Raw genomic sequence first — 18223 nt, 5'->3', positions numbered from 1 at the left:
TCTGCCGACAGAGCGCCCAGGCCACCCGCCTTCCCCCCTGCCGCCGTCGAGGCGGCTCATGACTCCCGTCGTGAAGCCCCGCCGCCGCCGACACGCCGCCGCGCACCGCCGAGCCTGTTGATAACCGAGGAGCGCCCCGGGCGTGCCACGGCGCGCCCGGTTGCTTGCAATTCCGCAGGCCTACAGAGGATCGCTGCCCGGACCGTCCGTGGTTCTCAACAGGCTTTTCAACACGCTTTCCGATCTTCCCACAAGAATTCCCACATTCTGCGGGAGTTTTTCAACAAGCCATGCGCCCGGCGGAGGTTGCGAGGGGACGGATGCATGAAGTAAAGCCTGTGCGGTGAGGTATCCCTTGCCGGACGAGCATCCACGCGCGCCGGCGCCCGCCCAGCATCCTGCCGCGTGGGGCGCCTGCGCTTCCCAGGAGCGGCAGCTGGCCGTCTCGTGGTGGTGATCAGGACATCCCTCCTCATCGTCCCGACCGAGCGACACGTCGAGCGCGAGCTCGCAGCGCTCGACCTGCGCGACCCGCGCGCCGCGGATCAGGAAGTCCGTTCACGGTGGAGCTTCGTCTCCGAGGCGCTCGCCGTGCTCGCGCCGGACGTCGCCATGGCGAGCCCGCAGGCGACCCGCCTCGCCACGCGGCTCGCCCTCGACGCGCTGCCGCCGGCTCGGCTCCGGCAGCCGGCCGAGCCCGCCGCGCGCGTCGCGCTCGCGCACGCCCTGGACCGCGCCCTCGGGAGCTTCCGGCGCGCCGGGACCTCCCCGGCGGATCTGCGGGCGCTCGGCACCGCCTATGCGCTCGCCGTCGCCGAGGTCCTCGATCGAGCGGACGCTGCCCTGCAGGCGGCGCACCTCGTGGACCCGCGCAGCGCAGGGTTCCTGCTCGCGCGGGCGCTCCGCGCGGCCGGCGCGGCCAGCGCGCTGCCGCTCCCGCGCAAGGTCACGATCCGCGGCGCCGTCGCCTGGGAGCCCGACGATCTCGCCTGGATCGAGGCGCTCCACGCCGCCGTCCGCGCGCGGGACGGCGCGGGCGTGACCGTCGAGCTGCCCGCGCTCCAGGGCGACGGCGCGGCGCCCGTGGCCGACGCGCTGGAACGGCGCTGGGCCTCGCTCGACGATGCGCCGGAGATCGCGTGGGTGCCCGACCGAGAGGCGGAGCCGCTCGCCGCGATCAGCGCGAGGACCGCGGAGGGCGAGGCGCGCGCCGCCGCCGCCGAGGTGGCCGCGGCGCTCGGCCGCGGGGTGCCGCCCGAGCGGATCGCCGTCGTCGTGCCCGCGCTCGACGACGCCGCGATCGAGCCGCTCCGGGCCGCGCTGGCCGACGCGGGCGTCCGCTTCTCGGAGCCGCGCGGCCGCGCCGCCGCGAGCTGCCCCGACGGGCGCGTCGCGCTCGCGATCCTCCGCCTCGCCGTGGGCCCGGTCCGCCGCGAGCAGGCGATCGAGATCCTCCGCGCGCCCGGGGTCCACGCCGGCGCCTGGATGGACCGCACCTCCGTCGCCGAGGCGGAGAAGCGCTCGGCCGACCTCGCCCACCGGCTGCGCGACGTGCCGGTCGAGGTGGATCGCACGGGCCGGCTGCTCATCGAGAGCCTCATCTCGGTCGTGGCGGCCCGCCGCGCGGACCGTCGCGCGGGGCCGCCGCGGACCGCCGGGCGGGACGCGCTGCTCGAGGAGGCGGAGCTCGATCTCGGCCTGGCGGCGCTGCACGGCGTGGGCGACGCGCACGGCGACGACGATGAAGCGTGGATGCCGCACGCGCTCGAGCGGCTGCTCGCCAGCGCCCGCTGGATCGGCGAGGCGACGACGCGGCCCGAGATCGTACGGCGCTTCCTGTCGCTCCTCGACAAGCTGAGCTTCGGGGAGCCCGGCGTCGAGGAGCTCCGCGCGGCGCTGCGCGGTGAGCGGCGGAGCGGCGGCGCGATCGCGCTCGAGGCGATGGGCGCGATGGGCCAGGGCGCGCGGGCCGCGCGCGCGATCCGCGAGCAGGCCGAGGCGCTCGCGCGGGCGGCGCACGAGCTCGGCTGCGAGGACCGCCCCGCGTCCGCGGCGGAGGTCTACGCGGAGCTCGATCGGGCCGCCGGCGAGCAGGGCGCGGGGCCGCGCGGCGACGCGGGCCGCGCCGGCGCCGTGCGCGTCGACGTCGCCGCCGGGGTCACGGCGCTCGAGCACGACATGGTGGTGGTGACCGGGCTCGAGGCGCGCGCCTACGGCGGCAGCCCGGGCGCCGACGAGACGCTGCTCGGCGAGGCGCTCCGCGCGAGGCTGCCGGCGCCGTGCCGCCCCGCGTCGGGGCGCGAGCGCCAGGCGGCCCAGCGCGCGGAGCTCGGCTGGGCGCTCGCCGGCGCGAGGAGCGTCGCCCTCTGCTTCACGCGGGGGGACGACAGCGAGCCGAACGAGCCGCACCCGCTCTTCGCGGCGGCCGTCGCGGCCGGCGCCCCCCAGCGGACGGAGCCGGCCTCGCGCGTCGCCCCGGACGCGGCGACGCTCGGGCCGCGCGACGCGGAGCTCATCGCCCTCGCGGGCGGCGGGCGGCCGGCGGCGGACATCGCGGAGCGGATCCGGATCGAGCGCGCCCGCGCGGACTTCTTCCTGGATCCGCGGGCGCCGATCGACCTCCACACGGGGCGCGTCCTGCTCGACGCGGATCCCGCGCTCGGCGCGCAGCTCCGGGCCGCGATCGGCGGGGCGCACCCCGACAGGCCGATCGCGGTCACCCACATCGAGCGCGCGGTGGGCTGCGCGTTCGCGGGGTTCGCCCGCCGCGTGCTGCACGTGCGCCGCGCGGAGGACCTCGCCGAGTCGGCCGACGCGCGGGAGCGCGGCACGCTGATCCACCGCGCCCTGCAGGCGTCGTTCGAGGCGCTGCGCGAGCTCGGCCCGGACCGCGATCCGGCCGAGCAGCTCGCGGCCGCGCGCGCGGCGGCCGAGGCGGCGCTCGGCGTCTCGGCGCCCATGGCCCCGCTCCGCCGCGAGGCGGTCGAGAAGGCGATCGCCGACGTGCTGGAGGTCGTGGTCCGCGCTGTCGACGGGGAGGAGTCGTCGCCGGAGCTCCGCTTCTTCCTCGCCGAGCGGCGCTTCGGCGCGGGTGAGCCGGCCCCCTGGCAGCCGCTGGAGCTCCCCCCGTCGGACGACGAGGGCGAGGGTACGGCGGGCGCGTCGAGCGTGTGGGTCGACGGCCAGATCGACCGGATCGATCGGTCGACCGACCAGCGCGTCGTGCGGGTCGTCGACTACAAGACCGGCAAGCTCCCCGAGGCCAAGGAGCGGCGGCGGGCGCTCCAGCTGCCGCTGTACAGCGCCATCGCAGCGCGCGCGCTGGGCGCCGAGGAGGTGCGCGCCGTCTACATCGGCGTGCGCCAGCGCGGGCTCATCGAGCTGTGGCCGCGCACGGCCGAGGACCAGCGCGCGCTCGCCGAGGGCTGGGCGGAGGCCGCGCGCACGGCGCGGGCGGCGGTCGTCGCGCTCTGGGAGGGCAAGGCCGCGCCGCGGCCGGCGCTGGCGACGATGTGCGCGCGCTGCGACGCGCGCGATGTGTGCCGGCGCCCCGCGGTCGTGCCGATGGACGAGGCGGCGGAGGAGGTCGCGTGAGCCCCGCGCCGCACGGGGCGGAGCTCGCCGAGGGCGACGCGCTCATCTACGCCTTCCGCCGCAACGTCGTGGTCGCCGCGAGCGCCGGCACCGGCAAGACCCACCGCCTCACGGCGCTCTACGTGCTGCTCACGCTGGGCCTCACCTCCCTCGGTCAGCCCGACGCCGCGTCCGCCGCGCCGCCGGTGCCGCCGGACCGCATCGTCGCGACGACGTTCTCGCGCGCGGCGGCGCGCGAGATCGCCCACCGCGTCGAGCGGTCGCTCCGGGAGATCGCCCGCTGGGACGGCGAGGCGGACATCCCCTTCGCCGACATCCTCCGCGCGCGGCAGGCGGCGGTCGCCGCCCCGCGCGGCGCGGCGCTGCCCGTGGCCGAGCTGCGCAAGCGCGCGGAGGAGGCGCTCGCCCGCCTCCCGGCGGGGCGCATCGACACGCTCCACGGCGTCGCCAAGCAGATCGTGGACCGGCACGCGATCGCGATGGGGCTCTCGCCCTCCGCCCGGATCCTCGACGAGGAGGAGGCGCAGGCGCTCAGCGATCTCGCGGTCGACGAGGCGCTGAGCCGCGCGTTCGCCGAGGGGGGCGAGCGCGCCGACGCCGCGCGCGCGCTCGTCGCCGCGACGGGCAGCGTGGAGTCCGCGCGGAGCGAGGTCACGCGGCTGCTCGACCGGCTCGACGAGGACGGCCTCACGCCGCGCCGGCTCTCGCTGTCCGACCACGCCGCCGAGGCCCGCGCGCTCGCGCTGGAGCTCCACCGCCTCGCGGCCGAGAGCGCGGCGCTCGGCAGCGCGGCGTTCCGCGAGCCGGCGGCGGCGCTCGTTGCGGCGCTCGGCCGCGAGGGCGGCGCGCCCTTCCCCGCGAGCGCGGCGAGCGCCCCGCTTGTCGAGCTGCTCACGCAGCGCAAGCCGCACAAGAGCAAGTGCACGCCGGCCGACGAGGCGCTCCTCGCCTTCCGGGAGGCGCTGGCCGGCGAGACCCACCGCGACAAGGCGCAGCAGCTGCTCGGCTTCCTCCGCGAGGCGCCGGCGCTGTCGCGCCGCGAGGCGCGGATCGTCGATCTGCTGGAGGAGATCCGCGAGCGGCTCTCGGCCATCCGCCGCACCGAGGGCGGCCTCGGGTTCGGGGACCTCCTGCGCGCCGCCCGCGACGGCCTGCGCGACGATCCGGCGATCGCCGACGCGGTCCGCGGGTCGGTCGACGTGCTGCTCGTCGACGAGTTCCAGGACACGAGCGCTGTGCAGCGCGATCTCGTGTACCTCCTGCGCGAGCAGGACGACGCTGCCCGGGCGCGCCCGGCCGGCGTCGCCCCGACGGCGGCCGGCCTGTGGGGCCATGGGCTGTTTCTGGTCGGCGATCGCAAGCAATCCATCTACGGGTTCCGCGGGGCCGACGTGTCGATCTTCTGCCGCGTCTGCGCGGAGCTCGCGGGCGCCGCCGCGGGCCGCGCGCTCGAGCTCTCGCCTTCCCTGTGGTCGCCCGAGCCGAGCGCCGATTTCGTCGCGCTCCGCGAGAGCCGCCGGTCGACGCCCGAGCTGCTCGCGTTCATCAACGCGTTCTCGGCGCGCGATTTCGCCCAGGATCGCGCCCCCGAGGCGCGCGGCGGCAGCCCGGGCGCGCCGCGCGAGTTCGAGATCGCCTACAGCGCGGCGGAGCACCTCGTCGCGGCGCCGGGCGGGGCCGCGCAGGGCCCGACGGAGGTCGCGCTCATCGACGATGACGGCAGCGCCGCGGACGGGGTCGACGCGCTCGTCCGCGACGCGCGGGGGCAGCTGCGCGAGGCGCTGATCGCGGCCGCATACATCGCGCGGCGCGTCCGCGGCGCGGGCGCGGCCGAGCCAGCGGGCGGCGACCTGCGCTTCCGCGACGTCGCCGTGCTCGCCCGGCGCCGGAGCACGATCCCGCTCGTCGAGCTCGCCCTCGCGCGCCTCGAGATCCCGTACGTGGTGGCGGGTCGCGCGCTCTTCGACGCGGCCGAGGTGCGCGACGTGGCCGCGATCCTCCGCCTGCTGCTCGACCCGCGCGATCGACTGGCGCTCGCGACGGTCCTCCGCGGCCCGATGGTGGCGCTCTCCGACACGGCGCTCGCGGTCCTCGCGCCTCCTGGCCGCGGCCTCACGGTCCCGCTGCTCGGCCGCTGGACGAGCGCCGCCGGGGCGCAGGGGGGCCGGGCGCCCTGGCCGGAGGACGATGGCCCCGGCGACGCGCGCCCCCTCCCCGCGCTCGCGCGGCTGTCCGCGGCGGATCGCGAGCGCCTCGAGGCGTTCCGCGCCCGCTTCGCCGGGCTGCGCCGCGCGGCGCTCCGCTCGACGCCTGGCGAGGCGATCCGCGCCGCGGTCTCCGCGTTCGATCTCGACCGCGTCCTCGCCGCGCTCCCCCGCGCCCAGGCCCGGCTCGGCAACGTCGATCGGCTGATCTCCATCGCCCGCCGGCGAGGGGGCTCGCTCGCGAGCTTCGCCCGCTGGCTGGAGCGCCGGATCCGCGACGAGGCGGACGAGCCGGAGGCCGCCGTCTTCTCCCCCGAGGACGACGCCGTGCGGCTCACGACGATCCACGCCAGCAAGGGGCTCGATTTCCCGGCCGTGGTGCTCCTGGACCTCAACGCGGAGCCCCGCGCGGATCAGCCCGGCCTGAGCTACATCCCCGCCGCGGGGGACGTCCCTGCCGCCCTGCTCGTGCGCCACCACGCGCGGCGCGTCGACCGGCCGTCGCGGCTCGGCTCGCTCCACGACGTCGAGGGGTCGGCGCACGGGCCGTCGTTGCCCCTCAGCACGCCCGCGCTCCAGGCGGCGCGCGCCGAGGTGCGGGCGCGGGAGCGGGCCGAGCGGCAGCGGCTCACGTACGTCGCGATCACCCGCGCCCGCCGCGAGCTCGTGCTCGTCGGCGCCGCGGTCAAGCCGCGCAGCGGCTCGGCGTGGCTCACGCTGAAGGGGACGGCGAACGCCGAGGATCCCGCGCCGCTCGCCGGCACGATCGGCGCGACGCTCGAGGCCCGCGCGTTGCTCGCGGAGGCCAGGCCGCCGGCCCCTGGCACCGACGCTTACGCGCGCGCCGCGCCGCTCCCCCGGGCGGCGCCGGCGACGGAGCCTGCGCGCGCGCAGACCGTGCGGATCGCGACCGCGTCGCTCGCGACGTTCCAGGCGTGCTCGCGCCGCTTCCGACTGAGGCACCTCCTCGGGATCAGCGAGCCCCCGGGCGAGGGTCAGCTCGGCCTGTTCGACGTCGAGGGCCCGCCTGAGCTGCCGGGCGAGGAGCGTGTCGAGCTCGACGACGGCGCCGACCCTCGCCCTCCTGGCCGCGCCGCGCACCGCGTGCTCCAGCGCTGGCCGCGCGCGCGCTGGGGTGAACCGACCGAGGCCGCGGCCGTCGTCGCGCGGCTCGCCTTCGAGGGGCTCGCGCCCCATGGCCCGGACACGCCGCGCGTCGCCGAGGGCATCGCCCGCTTCCTGGGGGGGCCCTATGCGCGGGAGGTGCGCGGCGAGGAGGCCGCGCTCCTCCGGGAGGAGGCGCTCGTGCTCGATATCGACCCCCAGAGCGCCGGAGAGCGGCGCGGGGCGAGGCTCGCGCTGGCGCTCGCGCTCGATCTGGTGGTGCTGCATCCGAGCGGGCTCGTCGATGTCATCGAGTACAAGCGCGCGCGACCTCGGGCGGATCTCGCGCCCTACGAGCTCCGCCTGCGAGCCTACGCGCTCGCGTTGCGGAGGCGCCATCCGGACCGCCCGATCCGCGCGGGTGTGCTGTTCGTCGGCGCCGAGGTGGAGCCCGTGTGGCTCAAGGCCTCGGGCCCCGTGGGCTCGATCGCCGACGAGGAGCACGCGCGGTTCGAGCGCGAGCTCGCCCGGCTCGCCGAGCGCTTCTCCGAGGCGAGGGCCGAGGGTCGCTTCGACGGGATCCCGGTCGAAGCGTGCCGCAGGCTGCGCTGCGGGTTCGTGCGCGCGTGCCACGGTTAGCCGCCTCGCGGGCGCGGGCCGTGGCGCGCGCGACGCAGCTCTCCTTGGGCCGCCCCGCTCGGAAGCCCCCGCTTACGCCCCGGCCTGCTCCTCGACCTCGTCCGCCGACGCGGTCTGCGCCGGCGCGCGCCGCGGCGGCTCCAGGACGATCGGCAGGATCTCTTCCATCGAGGACACCATCGTGATCTTGACCTGGTCCTTGACGTCCTGCGGCACATCCTCGAGGTCGCGCCGGTTCTTGGCCGGGATGAGCACGTGCCGGATGCCGGCCCGGTGCGCCGCGAGCAGCTTCTCCTTGATGCCGCCGACCGGCATCACCCGCCCGCGCAGCGAGATCTCCCCCGTCATCGCGATGTCGCTGCGCACCGACGCGCCGAGCAGCAGCGACGCCACCGCGGAGAACATCGTCACCCCCGCGCTCGGCCCATCCTTCGGCGTGCCGTGCTGCGGGATGTGCACGTGCAGATCGATCTCCTTGAGCCACTCCGGATCGAGGTGCAGCCGTTCGGCCTTGCTGCGCACGAAGCTCACCGCCGTGCTCGCCGACTCCTGCATCACGTTCCGCATGTTCCCGGTGAGCACCACGTTGCCCTTGCCCGGCATCTTCGTCGCCTCGATGAAGAGGATCTCGCCGCCCGCCGGCGTCCACGCGAGGCCGGTCGCGACCCCGGGCTGGAGCGACCGCTCGGCGAGCTCGGGGCGGTGCTTGTGCGGACCGAGCACCTGCTCCACGTGCTCGGGCGCCGCCACCTCGCGCACGTCCTGGCCCTCCGCGACCTTCACCGCCGTGGAGCGGCACACCGCCGCGATCTGCCGCTCCAGGCCGCGCACCCCCGCCTCGCGCGTGTAGTGATCGATGATCGCCGCGATGCCCGGCTCCGTGAACTCCAGCCGCTCGTCCGTGAGCCCGTGCGCCGACAGCTGCTTCGGCACAAGGAACTCCCGCGCGATCCCGAGCTTGTCGGTCCGCGTGTAGCCGGGCACCTCGATGACCTCCATGCGGTCGACGAGCGGCCCCGGGATGCCGTCCCAGTTGTTCGCCGTCGCGAGGAACATCACCTGCGACAGATCGAACGGCAGGTCGAGGTAGTGATCCTGGAAGGTCGAGTTCTGCTCGGGATCGAGCACCTCGAGGAGCGCCGCCGCCGGATCGCCGCGCAGATCGACGCCCATCTTGTCGACCTCGTCGAGCACGAGCACCGGGTTCCTGGTCCCCGCCTTCTTGAGCGCCTGCAGGATGCGCCCGGGCAGCGCGCCGACGTACGTGCGCCGGTGCCCGCGGATCTCCGCCTCGTCGCGCACGCCGCCGAGCGCGATGCGCTCGTAGCGCCGCCCCATGCTGCGCGCGATCGACTTGCCGAGCGACGTCTTGCCGACGCCGGGCGGCCCGATGAAGAGCAGGATCGGCCCCTTCTTGTCCGAGCGGAGCTGCCGGATCGCCGAGTACTCGACGACCCGCTTCTTCACCTTCTCCAGCCCGAGGTGATCCTCGTCGAGGCAGCGCCGCACGCTCTCGACGCTGAGCTTGTCCACCGTCGTCTTGGACCACGGCAGATCCGCGATCCACTCGAGGTAGGTCTTTGTCACGTTGAACTCGGCCGACTGCTGCGCCATCGAGCGCAGCCGGCTGAGCTGCTTGCGCACGACCTTGTCGACCTCCGCCGGCACCTTGGCGCGGCGGATCCGCTCGCGGAGCTCCTCGATCTCGTCGTCGTCGCCGCCCTCGCCGAGCTCCTCCTTGATCGACTTCATCTGCTGCCGGAGGATGTACTCGCGCTGCGATTTGCCCATCTCCTCCTGCACCATGGAGGAGATCTCCTTCTTCACCCGCAGCACCTCGAGCTGCCGGCCGACCATCGCGAGCACGAGGCGGACGCGCGCCTTCACGTCGAACGCCTCGAGGATCTCCTGCTTGTCGCCGACCGACGCCTGCGCCTGCGGGAAGTTCGAGGCGATGAGATCCGCGAGCGCGCCGGGCTCGCGCACGTTGTCGAGGATGCCCGCGGTGTCGCGCGGCAGGTTCGGCATGAGGCCGAGCACCTCGCGCGTCGCCTCGCGCAGGCCCGCGCCGAGCGCCTCGAGCTCCACGTCGCGCACGAGCGACTCCGGGATGCGCTCGATCCGCGCGCGCATGTACGGCTCCAGCGAGAACGCCGCCTTCATGCGGAAGCGGCCGAGCCCGTTCAGCACGACCGAGTAGTTGTTCGGGCCGAGCCGGATGACCTTCACGACGCGGGCGATGGTCCCGACGGAATAAAGCTCCTTGAACGTCGGCTCGTCCACGTCCGGCGACCGCTGGCTGATCACGCCGACCAGCGCGCGCTCGCGGCCGAGGAGATCCTCGACGAGGCGCACGCTCCGCGGCCGGCCGACGTTGATCGGCACGACCGACATGGGGAACAACACCGAGTTGCGGAGCGGGAGGATCGGGACGCTGTCCGCGTCGGGCGAGGGGGGCGTTCGCGAAGGAGGATCGCCGGTCGGCATGCCGACAACCCTAGTACAGCGCTCTTCTCGAAGCCATGACGCGGGCGAGCCGCTAGAAGTCCTTGATCTTCCAGACCCCGTGCTCGCGCGTGAAGGCGACCGTGCCACCGGCGCCGTACGCCATCGAGGCGCTGTCCCCCGTCTCCTCGATGGTCGCGGTCGGCAGCGCCGCCTTGATCGCCTGGACGACCCGGTTGATCTGCTCCTTCTGCGGCCCCTCCCAGGCGGCCTTCAGCTTCTCGGGGGTGAGCTGCGCCGCGCCCACCGCGCCCCTGACCGTCCCGGGCCGACCGCCCGGCTTCTGCGCTGCGTCAGCGCCCGCGCTCCCCGCCGCGCCTCCGGGGGCAGCGGGCTGCGCCGTGCCCTCCCCGCGCGGCGCGCCCGCCTCGCCGAGATCGCCCGCCTCGCCGGGCGCGCCGCCCGCCGGCTCCACGAGGCCTTCCTTCTCGGCGTCGGGAACGTAGCGCATGATGATGTCGTAGCGCCTTCGCTCGAACGCCCGCAGGAACCCCACCAGCGCCTGCCGGGGGGTCGCCTGGCCGTAGAGATCGACCGCCGCCGCGTCGAGCCGCCAGCCGCCCCCCTCGAAGACGAGCAGGAGCTCCTCGCCGTTCGGCATGGTGACCGTCGCCGTCACCACCGGATCGGCCGCGGGCCGCGCGATGGCGCGGGCGATCTCGAGCGCGTCGTCCGGGTTGTCACGGACCGCGCGCCGGAAGGCCTCGAGCGACATCGACCGCTTCGCCTCGTCCGAGAGCAGCCGGTAGGCCGCGTCGACGCGCCCCTCCTGGAGCGCCTGCGCGTACGCCCGGAGCGTGTCGCTCGGGCCCTGCTGGGCGTAGCTCGATCCGCACGCGGAGAGCGCGAGGGTGAACAGGAGAAGGGCCGTGCGCTTCACGGGTCGGGCCATAGCACACGCAGCGCCGAGCGCGCAGGCGCCGAGCGGCGCGAGCCCGCCGCGAGCCCCGCGCCGCTCGAGCACGCGCCCCCGCGGGCCGCGGTCACCCTCACTTCGCGCGTTTCAGGACCGCCCCGTCCTTCACCGGGGTGCCGTCCTCCTGATCCGGCGAGCCCTCGTTGATCCAGTAGACCGTCGTCTCGTCCAGCGCGATGTCGCCGGGGCGCGTCTGCTGCGAGGCGAGCACCTCCTCGTCCCCGCCGTCCTTCGGCATACGCACGACCGTCCCCTCGTCGCGGCGCGTCCAGTAGACGTGCTCCGCGTCGACCGCGACGCCGTTCAGCTGGCCCTGATCCCACACGATCTCCTCGGGCTCGCCGACCGCCTCTCCGCTCAGGTCGACCCGGAAGACGCTGCCGCCCTCGAAGCTCGCCCAGTAGACCGCCACCGCGTTCCCCTGAGCGTCCACGTCGAGCGCGATCTCCCGCGGGGTGAGCTGCTCGGCGGCGACCGTATGCGTCTCGCCTCGCACGCGGCACGCCACCGCGCCGTCTTGCTGGCCCAGCGTGCCCTGGTAGGTCCAGCACACGGCGTCCTCCGCGCTGGCCACGCGGTACGGGGACGCGAACGCCGAGCCGGGCGGCATGAGGTCCTCCGGTGTGCCGAGCTCGACCTCGGCGTCGCTGTCGCTCAGCAGCGCACGGAAGACGCCGCCTCCCCAGAGCTCGGTCCAGGTGAGCGCGTCGCCGGAGAGCGAGAGCCCCTCGGGCTGCTTCAGATCCGCGAGCAGCACGCGCGGCTCGCCGCCCGCGAGCGGGGCCGCCATCAGGGTGCCGTCCCCCGCGTTCGTCCAGAAGGCGAGCTGCCGCGCCTCGTCGATCGCGAGGTCCCTCGGCGAGGCCTGCGCCGCGCCGAGGGCCAGCGGCTCGCCGCCGCCCGGAGGCGCGGTCTTCAGCGCCCCGTCCGCCTGGGCCATGCCGGCCTCGTCGAAGGTGGTGCCGGAGATCCAGGCCACGCCGCCCGCGGTCACCCGCAGCGACACCGGGTGGACCTGCGCGACCGCGACCGGGATCGGCGCCGATGCGTCAGGCCCCGTGTACTGGCCTCCACCCGACGCCGACCACGGGCCGCACGTCGGCAGGTCCGTGCCCTTCTTGCGGCACGTCGCCCCCTCGCCCGCGTCCGCGAGCCCCGCGATCGCGATCGCGATCCCCGCGAGCTTGCCCTGCTGCGCCCGCTTGCACACCTCGGGGGGCAGCCGGAGGACGTTGCCCTCCTCGACCCGGAAGCCCGCGTCGCTGTCGGCGTCGAGCGGGACGTAGCACGCGCTCTCGCCGCAGATGCCGCCGCCCTGCGTGAGGAGCGCGACGTTCACCTCGCCGCCCGGCGCGTTCGCCACGCAGTCGCCGGGGTTCGCGGCGAACCTCTCCAGATCGACAGGCGCCGACACGGCGGCGGCGAAGCACTGGACGGTGTCGAAGCAGAGCCCGTCGCTGTCGCCGTCGCCGCCGCCGAACACGGCCTTCACCTCGAACTCGGGCAGGGCGCGCGAGTCGATCTCGCGCGGCACGCACGAGCCGGCGACGCAGCTCTGACCCTCGGGACAGCTGTTCTTGACGAGCACGTTGCCCTGCGCGTCGCGCAGCGCGTTGCCCGCCTCGTCGCGCTCGACCTCGGCCGAGCCGTCGCACAGGAACTGGATGGGCATGTGGAGGGTCGCGGTGCGCCCCTCGGGCACCGTCGTGAGCACCTCGCGGAGCAGGCGCACCCCGTCCTTGCCGCCGCGGCTCGCGATGACGCGCACCCGGAGCGCCTGCGCAGGATCGTCGGAGGCGAGGAAGCCGAGCGTGGCCGGCAGGCGGATCGAGCCCTCGCCCCCGAGCCGCTCGAAGGTCTCGTCGTAGACGATGGACCCGTCGAGCGTCGCCTCGACCCGGATCGTGTCGATGTCCTTCGGCAGCGACATGTCCGTCTGGAAGACGACCATGAGCTGCCCCTTCTCCCCGCCGCAGGACGCGACCGCCGCCGCCCCCGCGAGCGCGAGGAACGCCGCCGCCATCGACACCGAGCTCGTCCGCTTCGTGCGCATCAACGTCTCCCTCCAAATCCGAGCGGGACCGTGCCGAGGCTGCCCTGCTCCGCCGGCGTCCCCGGCTCGAAGAGCAGCGCGCCCGCGACGAGCGCGCCGGCGAAGATCGCCGCGCCGCCGCCGATCCAGAGCCACTTGCTCGCGCCGCCCGGCCCCGGAGCGCGCTCCAGAGAGACGTCGATGCGGCGGAGCTCCTCGTCGCGGACCAGGACCTGCACCTCGTGGGGCGTCATCCCGGGCGCCGTCACGCGCAGCGCGTGGGTCCCGCTCGCCACCGGGCCCTCCCAGCGGCCCTTGCCCGCCACCTTGCCGTCGATCGCGATGAGGTCGTCCCGCCCCGCGGCGACCACGAGCCGACCCCGGTGCACCGCCCGCTCGAGCCGCGCCACGAGGGCGATGCTGCCGCCGCCGACCACCTTCTCCCGGCGAACGAAATCGACGAAGCCGGGCTTCGACACGCGGATGCGGCGCTCGCCGATGTCGATCGGCACCGGCGCCGTGAGCGGCGTCGTCCCGACCGGCTCGTCGTCCACGAACACCGTGGCCCCCGGCTCGCTGGCCGCGATCTCGAGGCGCGACACGAACGCCCCGGCGGCCTGGATCAGGTCGGCGATGTCCTTCCTGTCGCGGGCCGACAGCGCGGCGCCCGCCTCCGCCTCCATCCGGCGCAGCGTCGCGAGCATCTTCGCGTAGCGCCGCAGGTTCTTCTGGCAGAGCGCGACCTTCCAGAGCAGCCGGTGATCGCGCGACAGCTCGTAGGCGCGCTCGAACCGCGCGAGCGCGCCCGCGTAGTCGCCATCGTCGAACAGCGCGGCGCCCGCCCCGTGCTCGGCCCTGGCCATCCCGGTCAGCGACTCCGCGAGCGGCTTGTCTGCGGGCGCGGCAGGCGCGGCGGGCGCGGCGGGCGCGGCGGGCGCGGGCTGGGCCGCCGCCACGCCAGCCGTGAGCGCGACGCTGAGCGCGGCCACGATGGCGCCCCCCCACGGGCCGAGATGCTTCCGTCGCATCGATGCTCCTTGCTGGCGGAGGCAAACCTCGCAGGGCCGCGCTCCGGTCAGCGCGATGCTAACCGATGCGCGCGCCGGGCGAGCAACATGGAAACGTCGCGGACAAATCGCCTTTGCTCCGCTTGCGCTCGCGAGGATACCATCCGGCGCCCATGAGAGGCCTCATCACGGTGGGCGCGGCGCTCGCGAGCGCGCTCCTCGGCATCGCCCTGGGCGCATCGTCCGCCCGCGCGGAGGGGCCCGGCGCCGTCGCGCTGAGCCGGTTCGAGCCGACCCCCGCGGGCGACCCGCTCTTCGGCGTGCCGTCGCCGTTCATCGGCGGACACCTGGCTCCGCGCGGGCTCGTCCTGTTCGATCACGCGGAGGACCCGCTCACCCTCTCGGACGGCGCCTCGCCCGAGCGGGTGATCGTCGGCAGCCAGTCGCACCTCCACGTCGGCGGCTCGCTCTCGCTCTGGGATCGGCTGCTCGTCTCGGCCTCGCTCCCGCTCGCGCTCGCCCAGAGCGGCGACGGCCCCGCGTCCGCCGCCGGCGCGGGCGCGCCCGAGGCGCCGTCGTCCCCCGCGCTCGGCGACCTGCGCCTCGGCGTGCGCGTCCGGCTGCTCGGCGACGAGCGCGACGCGCTCCAGATCGGCACGGGCGCGGCCCTGCACCTGCCCACGGGCAGCTCGGACGCGTACGTCGGCGAGGGCGCGGTGCGCGTGACGCCGCAGCTCCTGCTCGGCGGGCGGGTCGCGCAGGTGGTGTGGAGCGTCGCGGGCGGCGCGGTGATGCGGAGCTCCGAGAACCCGTCGACGCTCGCGTACGGCGGCGGCGCGGCCGTGCTCCTCTGGGACGAGCGGCTGCAGATCGGCCCGGAGGTGTACGCCGAGACGATGCTGCAGGGCGGCTCGCTGTCGCTCACCCCGCGCGAGCGGGTCGCGGTGGCGAGGACCACGAGCGCCGAGCTCCTGCTTGGCGCCCGGCTCCGCCCGCTCGCGGGCCTCGTCGTCGGGGCGGCCGCCGGTCCGGGCCTCGGGGAGGCGATCGGCGCGCCGTCGTTCCGCGCGATCGGGACTGTGGCGTGGGCTCCGCCTGCGCTCCCTCCCGAGCGCGCGGCGGACCCGGACCCGGACGCGGACGGCATCTCCGGCGCCGAGGACGCGTGCCCGTACACGCACGGGCTGGCCAGCGCCGACGCGCGGCGAAACGGCTGCCCCGTGGAGGACCGGGACGAGGACGGCGTCGCCGATCCGGACGACGTGTGCCCCGACACGGCCGCAGGCGGCGGGGGCGGCGATCCGGCGCGGCGCGGCTGTCCCGCGGACCAGGACGGCGACGGCCTGCCCGACGCGCTCGACGCGTGCCCGGCGGAGAAGGGCGACGCGGCGGGCGGCGCGACGCGGCCGGGCTGCCCCCCTGCGGCGCCGAGCAAGCCCGCGGATCAGGACGGCGACGGCCTGCTCGACGACGCCGATGCGTGCCCGCGCGAGAAGGGCCCGGCGAGCGAGGACGCGGCCGCGCGCGGCTGCCCGACGCGGGTGCGGGTGCAGGGCGAGCGGGTCGTGCTGCTGGAGCCCGTCGTGTTCCGCGTGCTGAAGAACGATCCGGCGCCGATCGATCCGAAGAGCGAGGCGCTGCTCGCCGAGGTGCACGACGTGATCGCGCAGCACCCGGAGTGGGTGAAGATCGAGGTCTCCGCGCACACGGACGGCGCCGGCAACGCCCGGTTCAACGAGACGCTCTCGACGGCGCGCGCGGAGGCGGTGCGCAGGCGGCTCGTCGAGAAGGGGATCGCGCCCGAGCGGCTTGTCGCGAAGGGATACGGGGCGAGCCAGCCGATCGCGGACAACAAGAGCGCGGCCGGGCGGGAGAAGAACCGGCGGATCGAGCTCCTGGTCCTGGAGACGAAGTGACCCGCGGGCGGGTGGTGGCCGGATTTGAACATGAAGGCGGGCAGACGGGACAGAAACATCAATAATCTTCATGACTTACCGCCTTCATGAGATTCACTCCGGGGCCCATCAGGCCACCACCCAGAAGAGAGAGAGAATGAAGCGAATCGTCATGGCCGCAGGGCTCGGCGTCACGCTGGCGCTCGTGGCTGCCCCGCGGAGCGCGGCGGCGCAGTGTGGTGCCGCGGGCCCCGTTCAGGAGCTCGTGGATGGCCTCACCTTCGTGTGGGACGTCGGGACGGACGGGGTGGTCAACAACGGGACCATCGACGCCTTCGACACCGGCATGATGCTGCGGGTGGACGGGGCGAGGTTCCCTCCCTCGACCCGGGTGGCGGAGATGGACGGGAGGCAGCTCGCCCACGGGCCGGCGCTCCTCGGCCGCCTCGAGGTCACCAGGAAGGTGTACGTGCCCACCGACGAAGGGTGGGCGCGGTTCCTGGAGATCCTCCACAACCCCACCGCCTCCGAGCTGCCGGCGGTCGTGCGGATCGAGACGAACGTCGGCTCCGACAACGACACAACGATCACGCAGTCGCACAGCGGAGATCTGGAGTTCACGCCGGTGGACCGGTGGCTCGCCACGGACGACGTCGACGCGGGCGCGGATCCGAGCCTCCATTTCAATTTCTACGGACCTTCGGCGGCGATCGCGCCGGGGAGCGTCGGGATGACCACCGACAACTGCGCGGCGACGCAGGGGCCCGCGGTCGAGTTCGCCCTCTCGGTGCCACCCAGGGGGACGCGGGTCCTCATGCACTTCGGCGGGCAGCACGCGAGCCAGGCCGACGCGCACGCGACCGCGATCCGCCTCGATGCCCTCCCGGCGAGGGCGCTGCTCGGGATGACGGCGGCCGAACAGGCCGGCGTGGTCAACTGGGACCTCAACGGCGACGCTGACGGCGACGGCGCGAACGACGACGGCGACAACTGCCCATCGGTGCCGAACCCCGACCAGGCCGACACGGACAAGGACGGACTGGGCGACGCGTGCGACGACGACGACGACAACGACGCCTCGGACGACAAGGCCGACAACTGCCCGTCGGTGCCGAACCCCGACCAGGCCGACACGGACAAGGACGGACTGGGCGACGCGTGCGACGGCGACGACGACAATGACGCCTCGAGTGACGAGGCCGACAACTGCCCGTCGGTGCCGAACTCCGACCAGACCGACACGGACAAGGACGGACTGGGCGACGCGTGCGACGGCGACGACGACAACGACGCCTCGAGCGACGAGGCCGACAACTGCCCTCTCGTCCCCAACCCCGATCAGGCCGACATCGACGGCGACGGCGCAGGCGACGCCTGCGACGCGAGCGCGCTCGACAGGGATGACGACGGTGTGGAAGACGGCGCAGACAATTGCCCCTCGACCCCCAACCCCGATCAGGCCGACATCGACGGCGACGGCGACGGGGATGCGTGCGACGGCGACGACGACAACGACGGGGCCCCGGACGGCTCGGACAACTGCCCACTCTCGGCGAACCCGAGCCAGAGCGACACCGACGGCGACGGCCAGGGCGACCGGTGCGATGACGACGACGACAACGACGGCGCGCCCGACGGCGCCGACAACTGCCCGGTCCTGTCGAACCGCGGGCAGGAGGACGCGAACAGCGACGGCGTGGGCGACGCGTGCGACTGCGACGCGCCGCCGAAGCCCGACGGCACGCCCTGCGACGACCGCGACCCCTGCACCCTGGCCGACGCCTGCGACGACGGCGTCTGCAGGGGCAACGAGCCGGTCGCGTGCGCGCCCTCCGGGAATGCCTGCACCTCCGCGCAGTGCCATCCAAGGTACGGCGAGTGCGCGCTGTTCCCGAACGAGGGCGCCCGCTGCCCCGGCGGCACCTGCGTCGCCGGCGGCTGCGTGCCCGACGATGCCGGAAGCGGGGGCGGCGGCGCTGGCGGGGGCGGCGGTGACAACGGCGGCGGCGCTGGCGCCGGCGGCGGTGACAACGGCGGCGGCGGCGCTGGCGGGGGCGGCGGTGACAACAGCGGCGGCGCTGGCGCCGGCGGCGACGGCGCGACTTCCCGGCCCGGAGGCGGCGAGCCGCGGGCGCACGGCAACGGCTGCGGCCTCGCGATGCGCGCCGACACATCGGCGACCTCGGCTGCGGTGTGGCTCGCCGCTGCGGCGCTCCTCGCCGGGTGGCGGCGACGGCGGGGGTGACCCGCCGCGCCGCCGTCGCGCGGCTCGCCCAGCTAGCCGCGGTGATGCGCTGGCCGGGCGGGAGCGCGAAGACGAGCGCTCC

8 protein-coding genes are annotated in these 18223 nt (G+C 75.3%); 4 read left to right on the top strand and 4 right to left on the bottom strand.

The window, feature by feature from the left end; genetic code table 11:
• Positions 1–453: 453 nt before the first annotated feature.
• Together WME75_RS14655 and WME75_RS14650 are read left to right on the top strand one after the other, a co-directional pair.
• Positions 454–3594: a PD-(D/E)XK nuclease family protein gene (locus WME75_RS14655; protein ID WP_437490912.1), complete on the top strand. Its 3141-nt coding sequence runs from the start codon at positions 454–456 to the stop codon at positions 3592–3594.
• Complete coding sequence (locus WME75_RS14650) at positions 3591–7541, top strand: UvrD-helicase domain-containing protein (RefSeq protein WP_437490910.1); 3951 nt, start codon at positions 3591–3593, stop codon at positions 7539–7541. The genes WME75_RS14655 and WME75_RS14650 overlap by 4 nt, the downstream gene beginning before the upstream one ends.
• Positions 7542–7613: 72 nt before the next feature.
• On the opposite strand, the gene lon is transcribed toward WME75_RS14650, so the two are convergent.
• From lon to WME75_RS14630, 4 genes are all read right to left on the bottom strand, one after another.
• Entirely contained in the window at positions 7614–10028 is a 2415-nt protein-coding gene (gene lon, locus WME75_RS14645; RefSeq protein ID WP_437490907.1) for an endopeptidase La, read from the bottom strand.
• A gap of 52 nt (positions 10029–10080) precedes the next feature.
• A complete protein-coding gene (locus WME75_RS14640; protein ID WP_437490904.1) occupies positions 10081–10926 on the bottom strand; it encodes a hypothetical protein in 846 nt (281 codons plus the stop codon).
• A 109-nt stretch (positions 10927–11035) separates the two neighbouring features.
• Positions 11036–13015, bottom strand: coding sequence for a hypothetical protein (locus tag WME75_RS14635; protein WP_437490901.1), 1980 nt, complete (start codon positions 13013–13015; stop codon positions 11036–11038).
• Entirely contained in the window at positions 13015–14022 is a 1008-nt protein-coding gene (locus WME75_RS14630) for a PEGA domain-containing protein (protein WP_437490898.1), read from the bottom strand. The genes WME75_RS14635 and WME75_RS14630 overlap by 1 nt, the downstream gene beginning before the upstream one ends.
• Before the next feature lie 152 nt (positions 14023–14174).
• Here WME75_RS14630 and WME75_RS14625 point away from each other — a divergent pair, with 152 nt between their 5' ends.
• The gene (locus tag WME75_RS14625) at positions 14175–15917 is read left to right on the top strand and encodes an OmpA family protein (protein ID WP_437490895.1); all 1743 of its coding nucleotides are present in this window, start codon (positions 14175–14177) and stop codon (positions 15915–15917) included.
• 136 nt (positions 15918–16053) lie between these two features.
• On the top strand, positions 16054–18141 hold the full coding sequence (locus tag WME75_RS14620) for a thrombospondin type 3 repeat-containing protein (protein WP_437490893.1): 2088 nt from the start codon (positions 16054–16056) through the stop codon (positions 18139–18141).
• Positions 18142–18223: the final 82 nt, after the last annotated feature.

Source organism: Sorangium sp. So ce1014 (genome assembly GCF_051521505.1).
Taxonomy (GTDB): domain Bacteria; phylum Myxococcota_A; class Polyangia; order Polyangiales; family Polyangiaceae; genus Sorangium.
This window is presented reverse-complemented; position numbering and strand designations above follow the sequence as displayed.

What these genes read in the sequence shown, in the direction of transcription:
- lon (WP_437490907.1), bottom strand. Translation starts at nt 10,028, where the DNA reads ATGCCGACCGGCGATCCTCCTTCGCGAACGCCCCCCTCGCCCGACGCG.
- WME75_RS14635 (WP_437490901.1), bottom strand. Translation starts at nt 13,015, where the DNA reads ATGCGCACGAAGCGGACGAGCTCGGTGTCGATGGCGGCGGCGTTCCTC.
- WME75_RS14630 (WP_437490898.1), bottom strand. Translation starts at nt 14,022, where the DNA reads ATGCGACGGAAGCATCTCGGCCCGTGGGGGGGCGCCATCGTGGCCGCG.
- WME75_RS14625 (WP_437490895.1), top strand. Translation starts at nt 14,175, where the DNA reads ATGAGAGGCCTCATCACGGTGGGCGCGGCGCTCGCGAGCGCGCTCCTC.
- WME75_RS14620 (WP_437490893.1), top strand. Translation starts at nt 16,054, where the DNA reads ATGAAGCGAATCGTCATGGCCGCAGGGCTCGGCGTCACGCTGGCGCTC.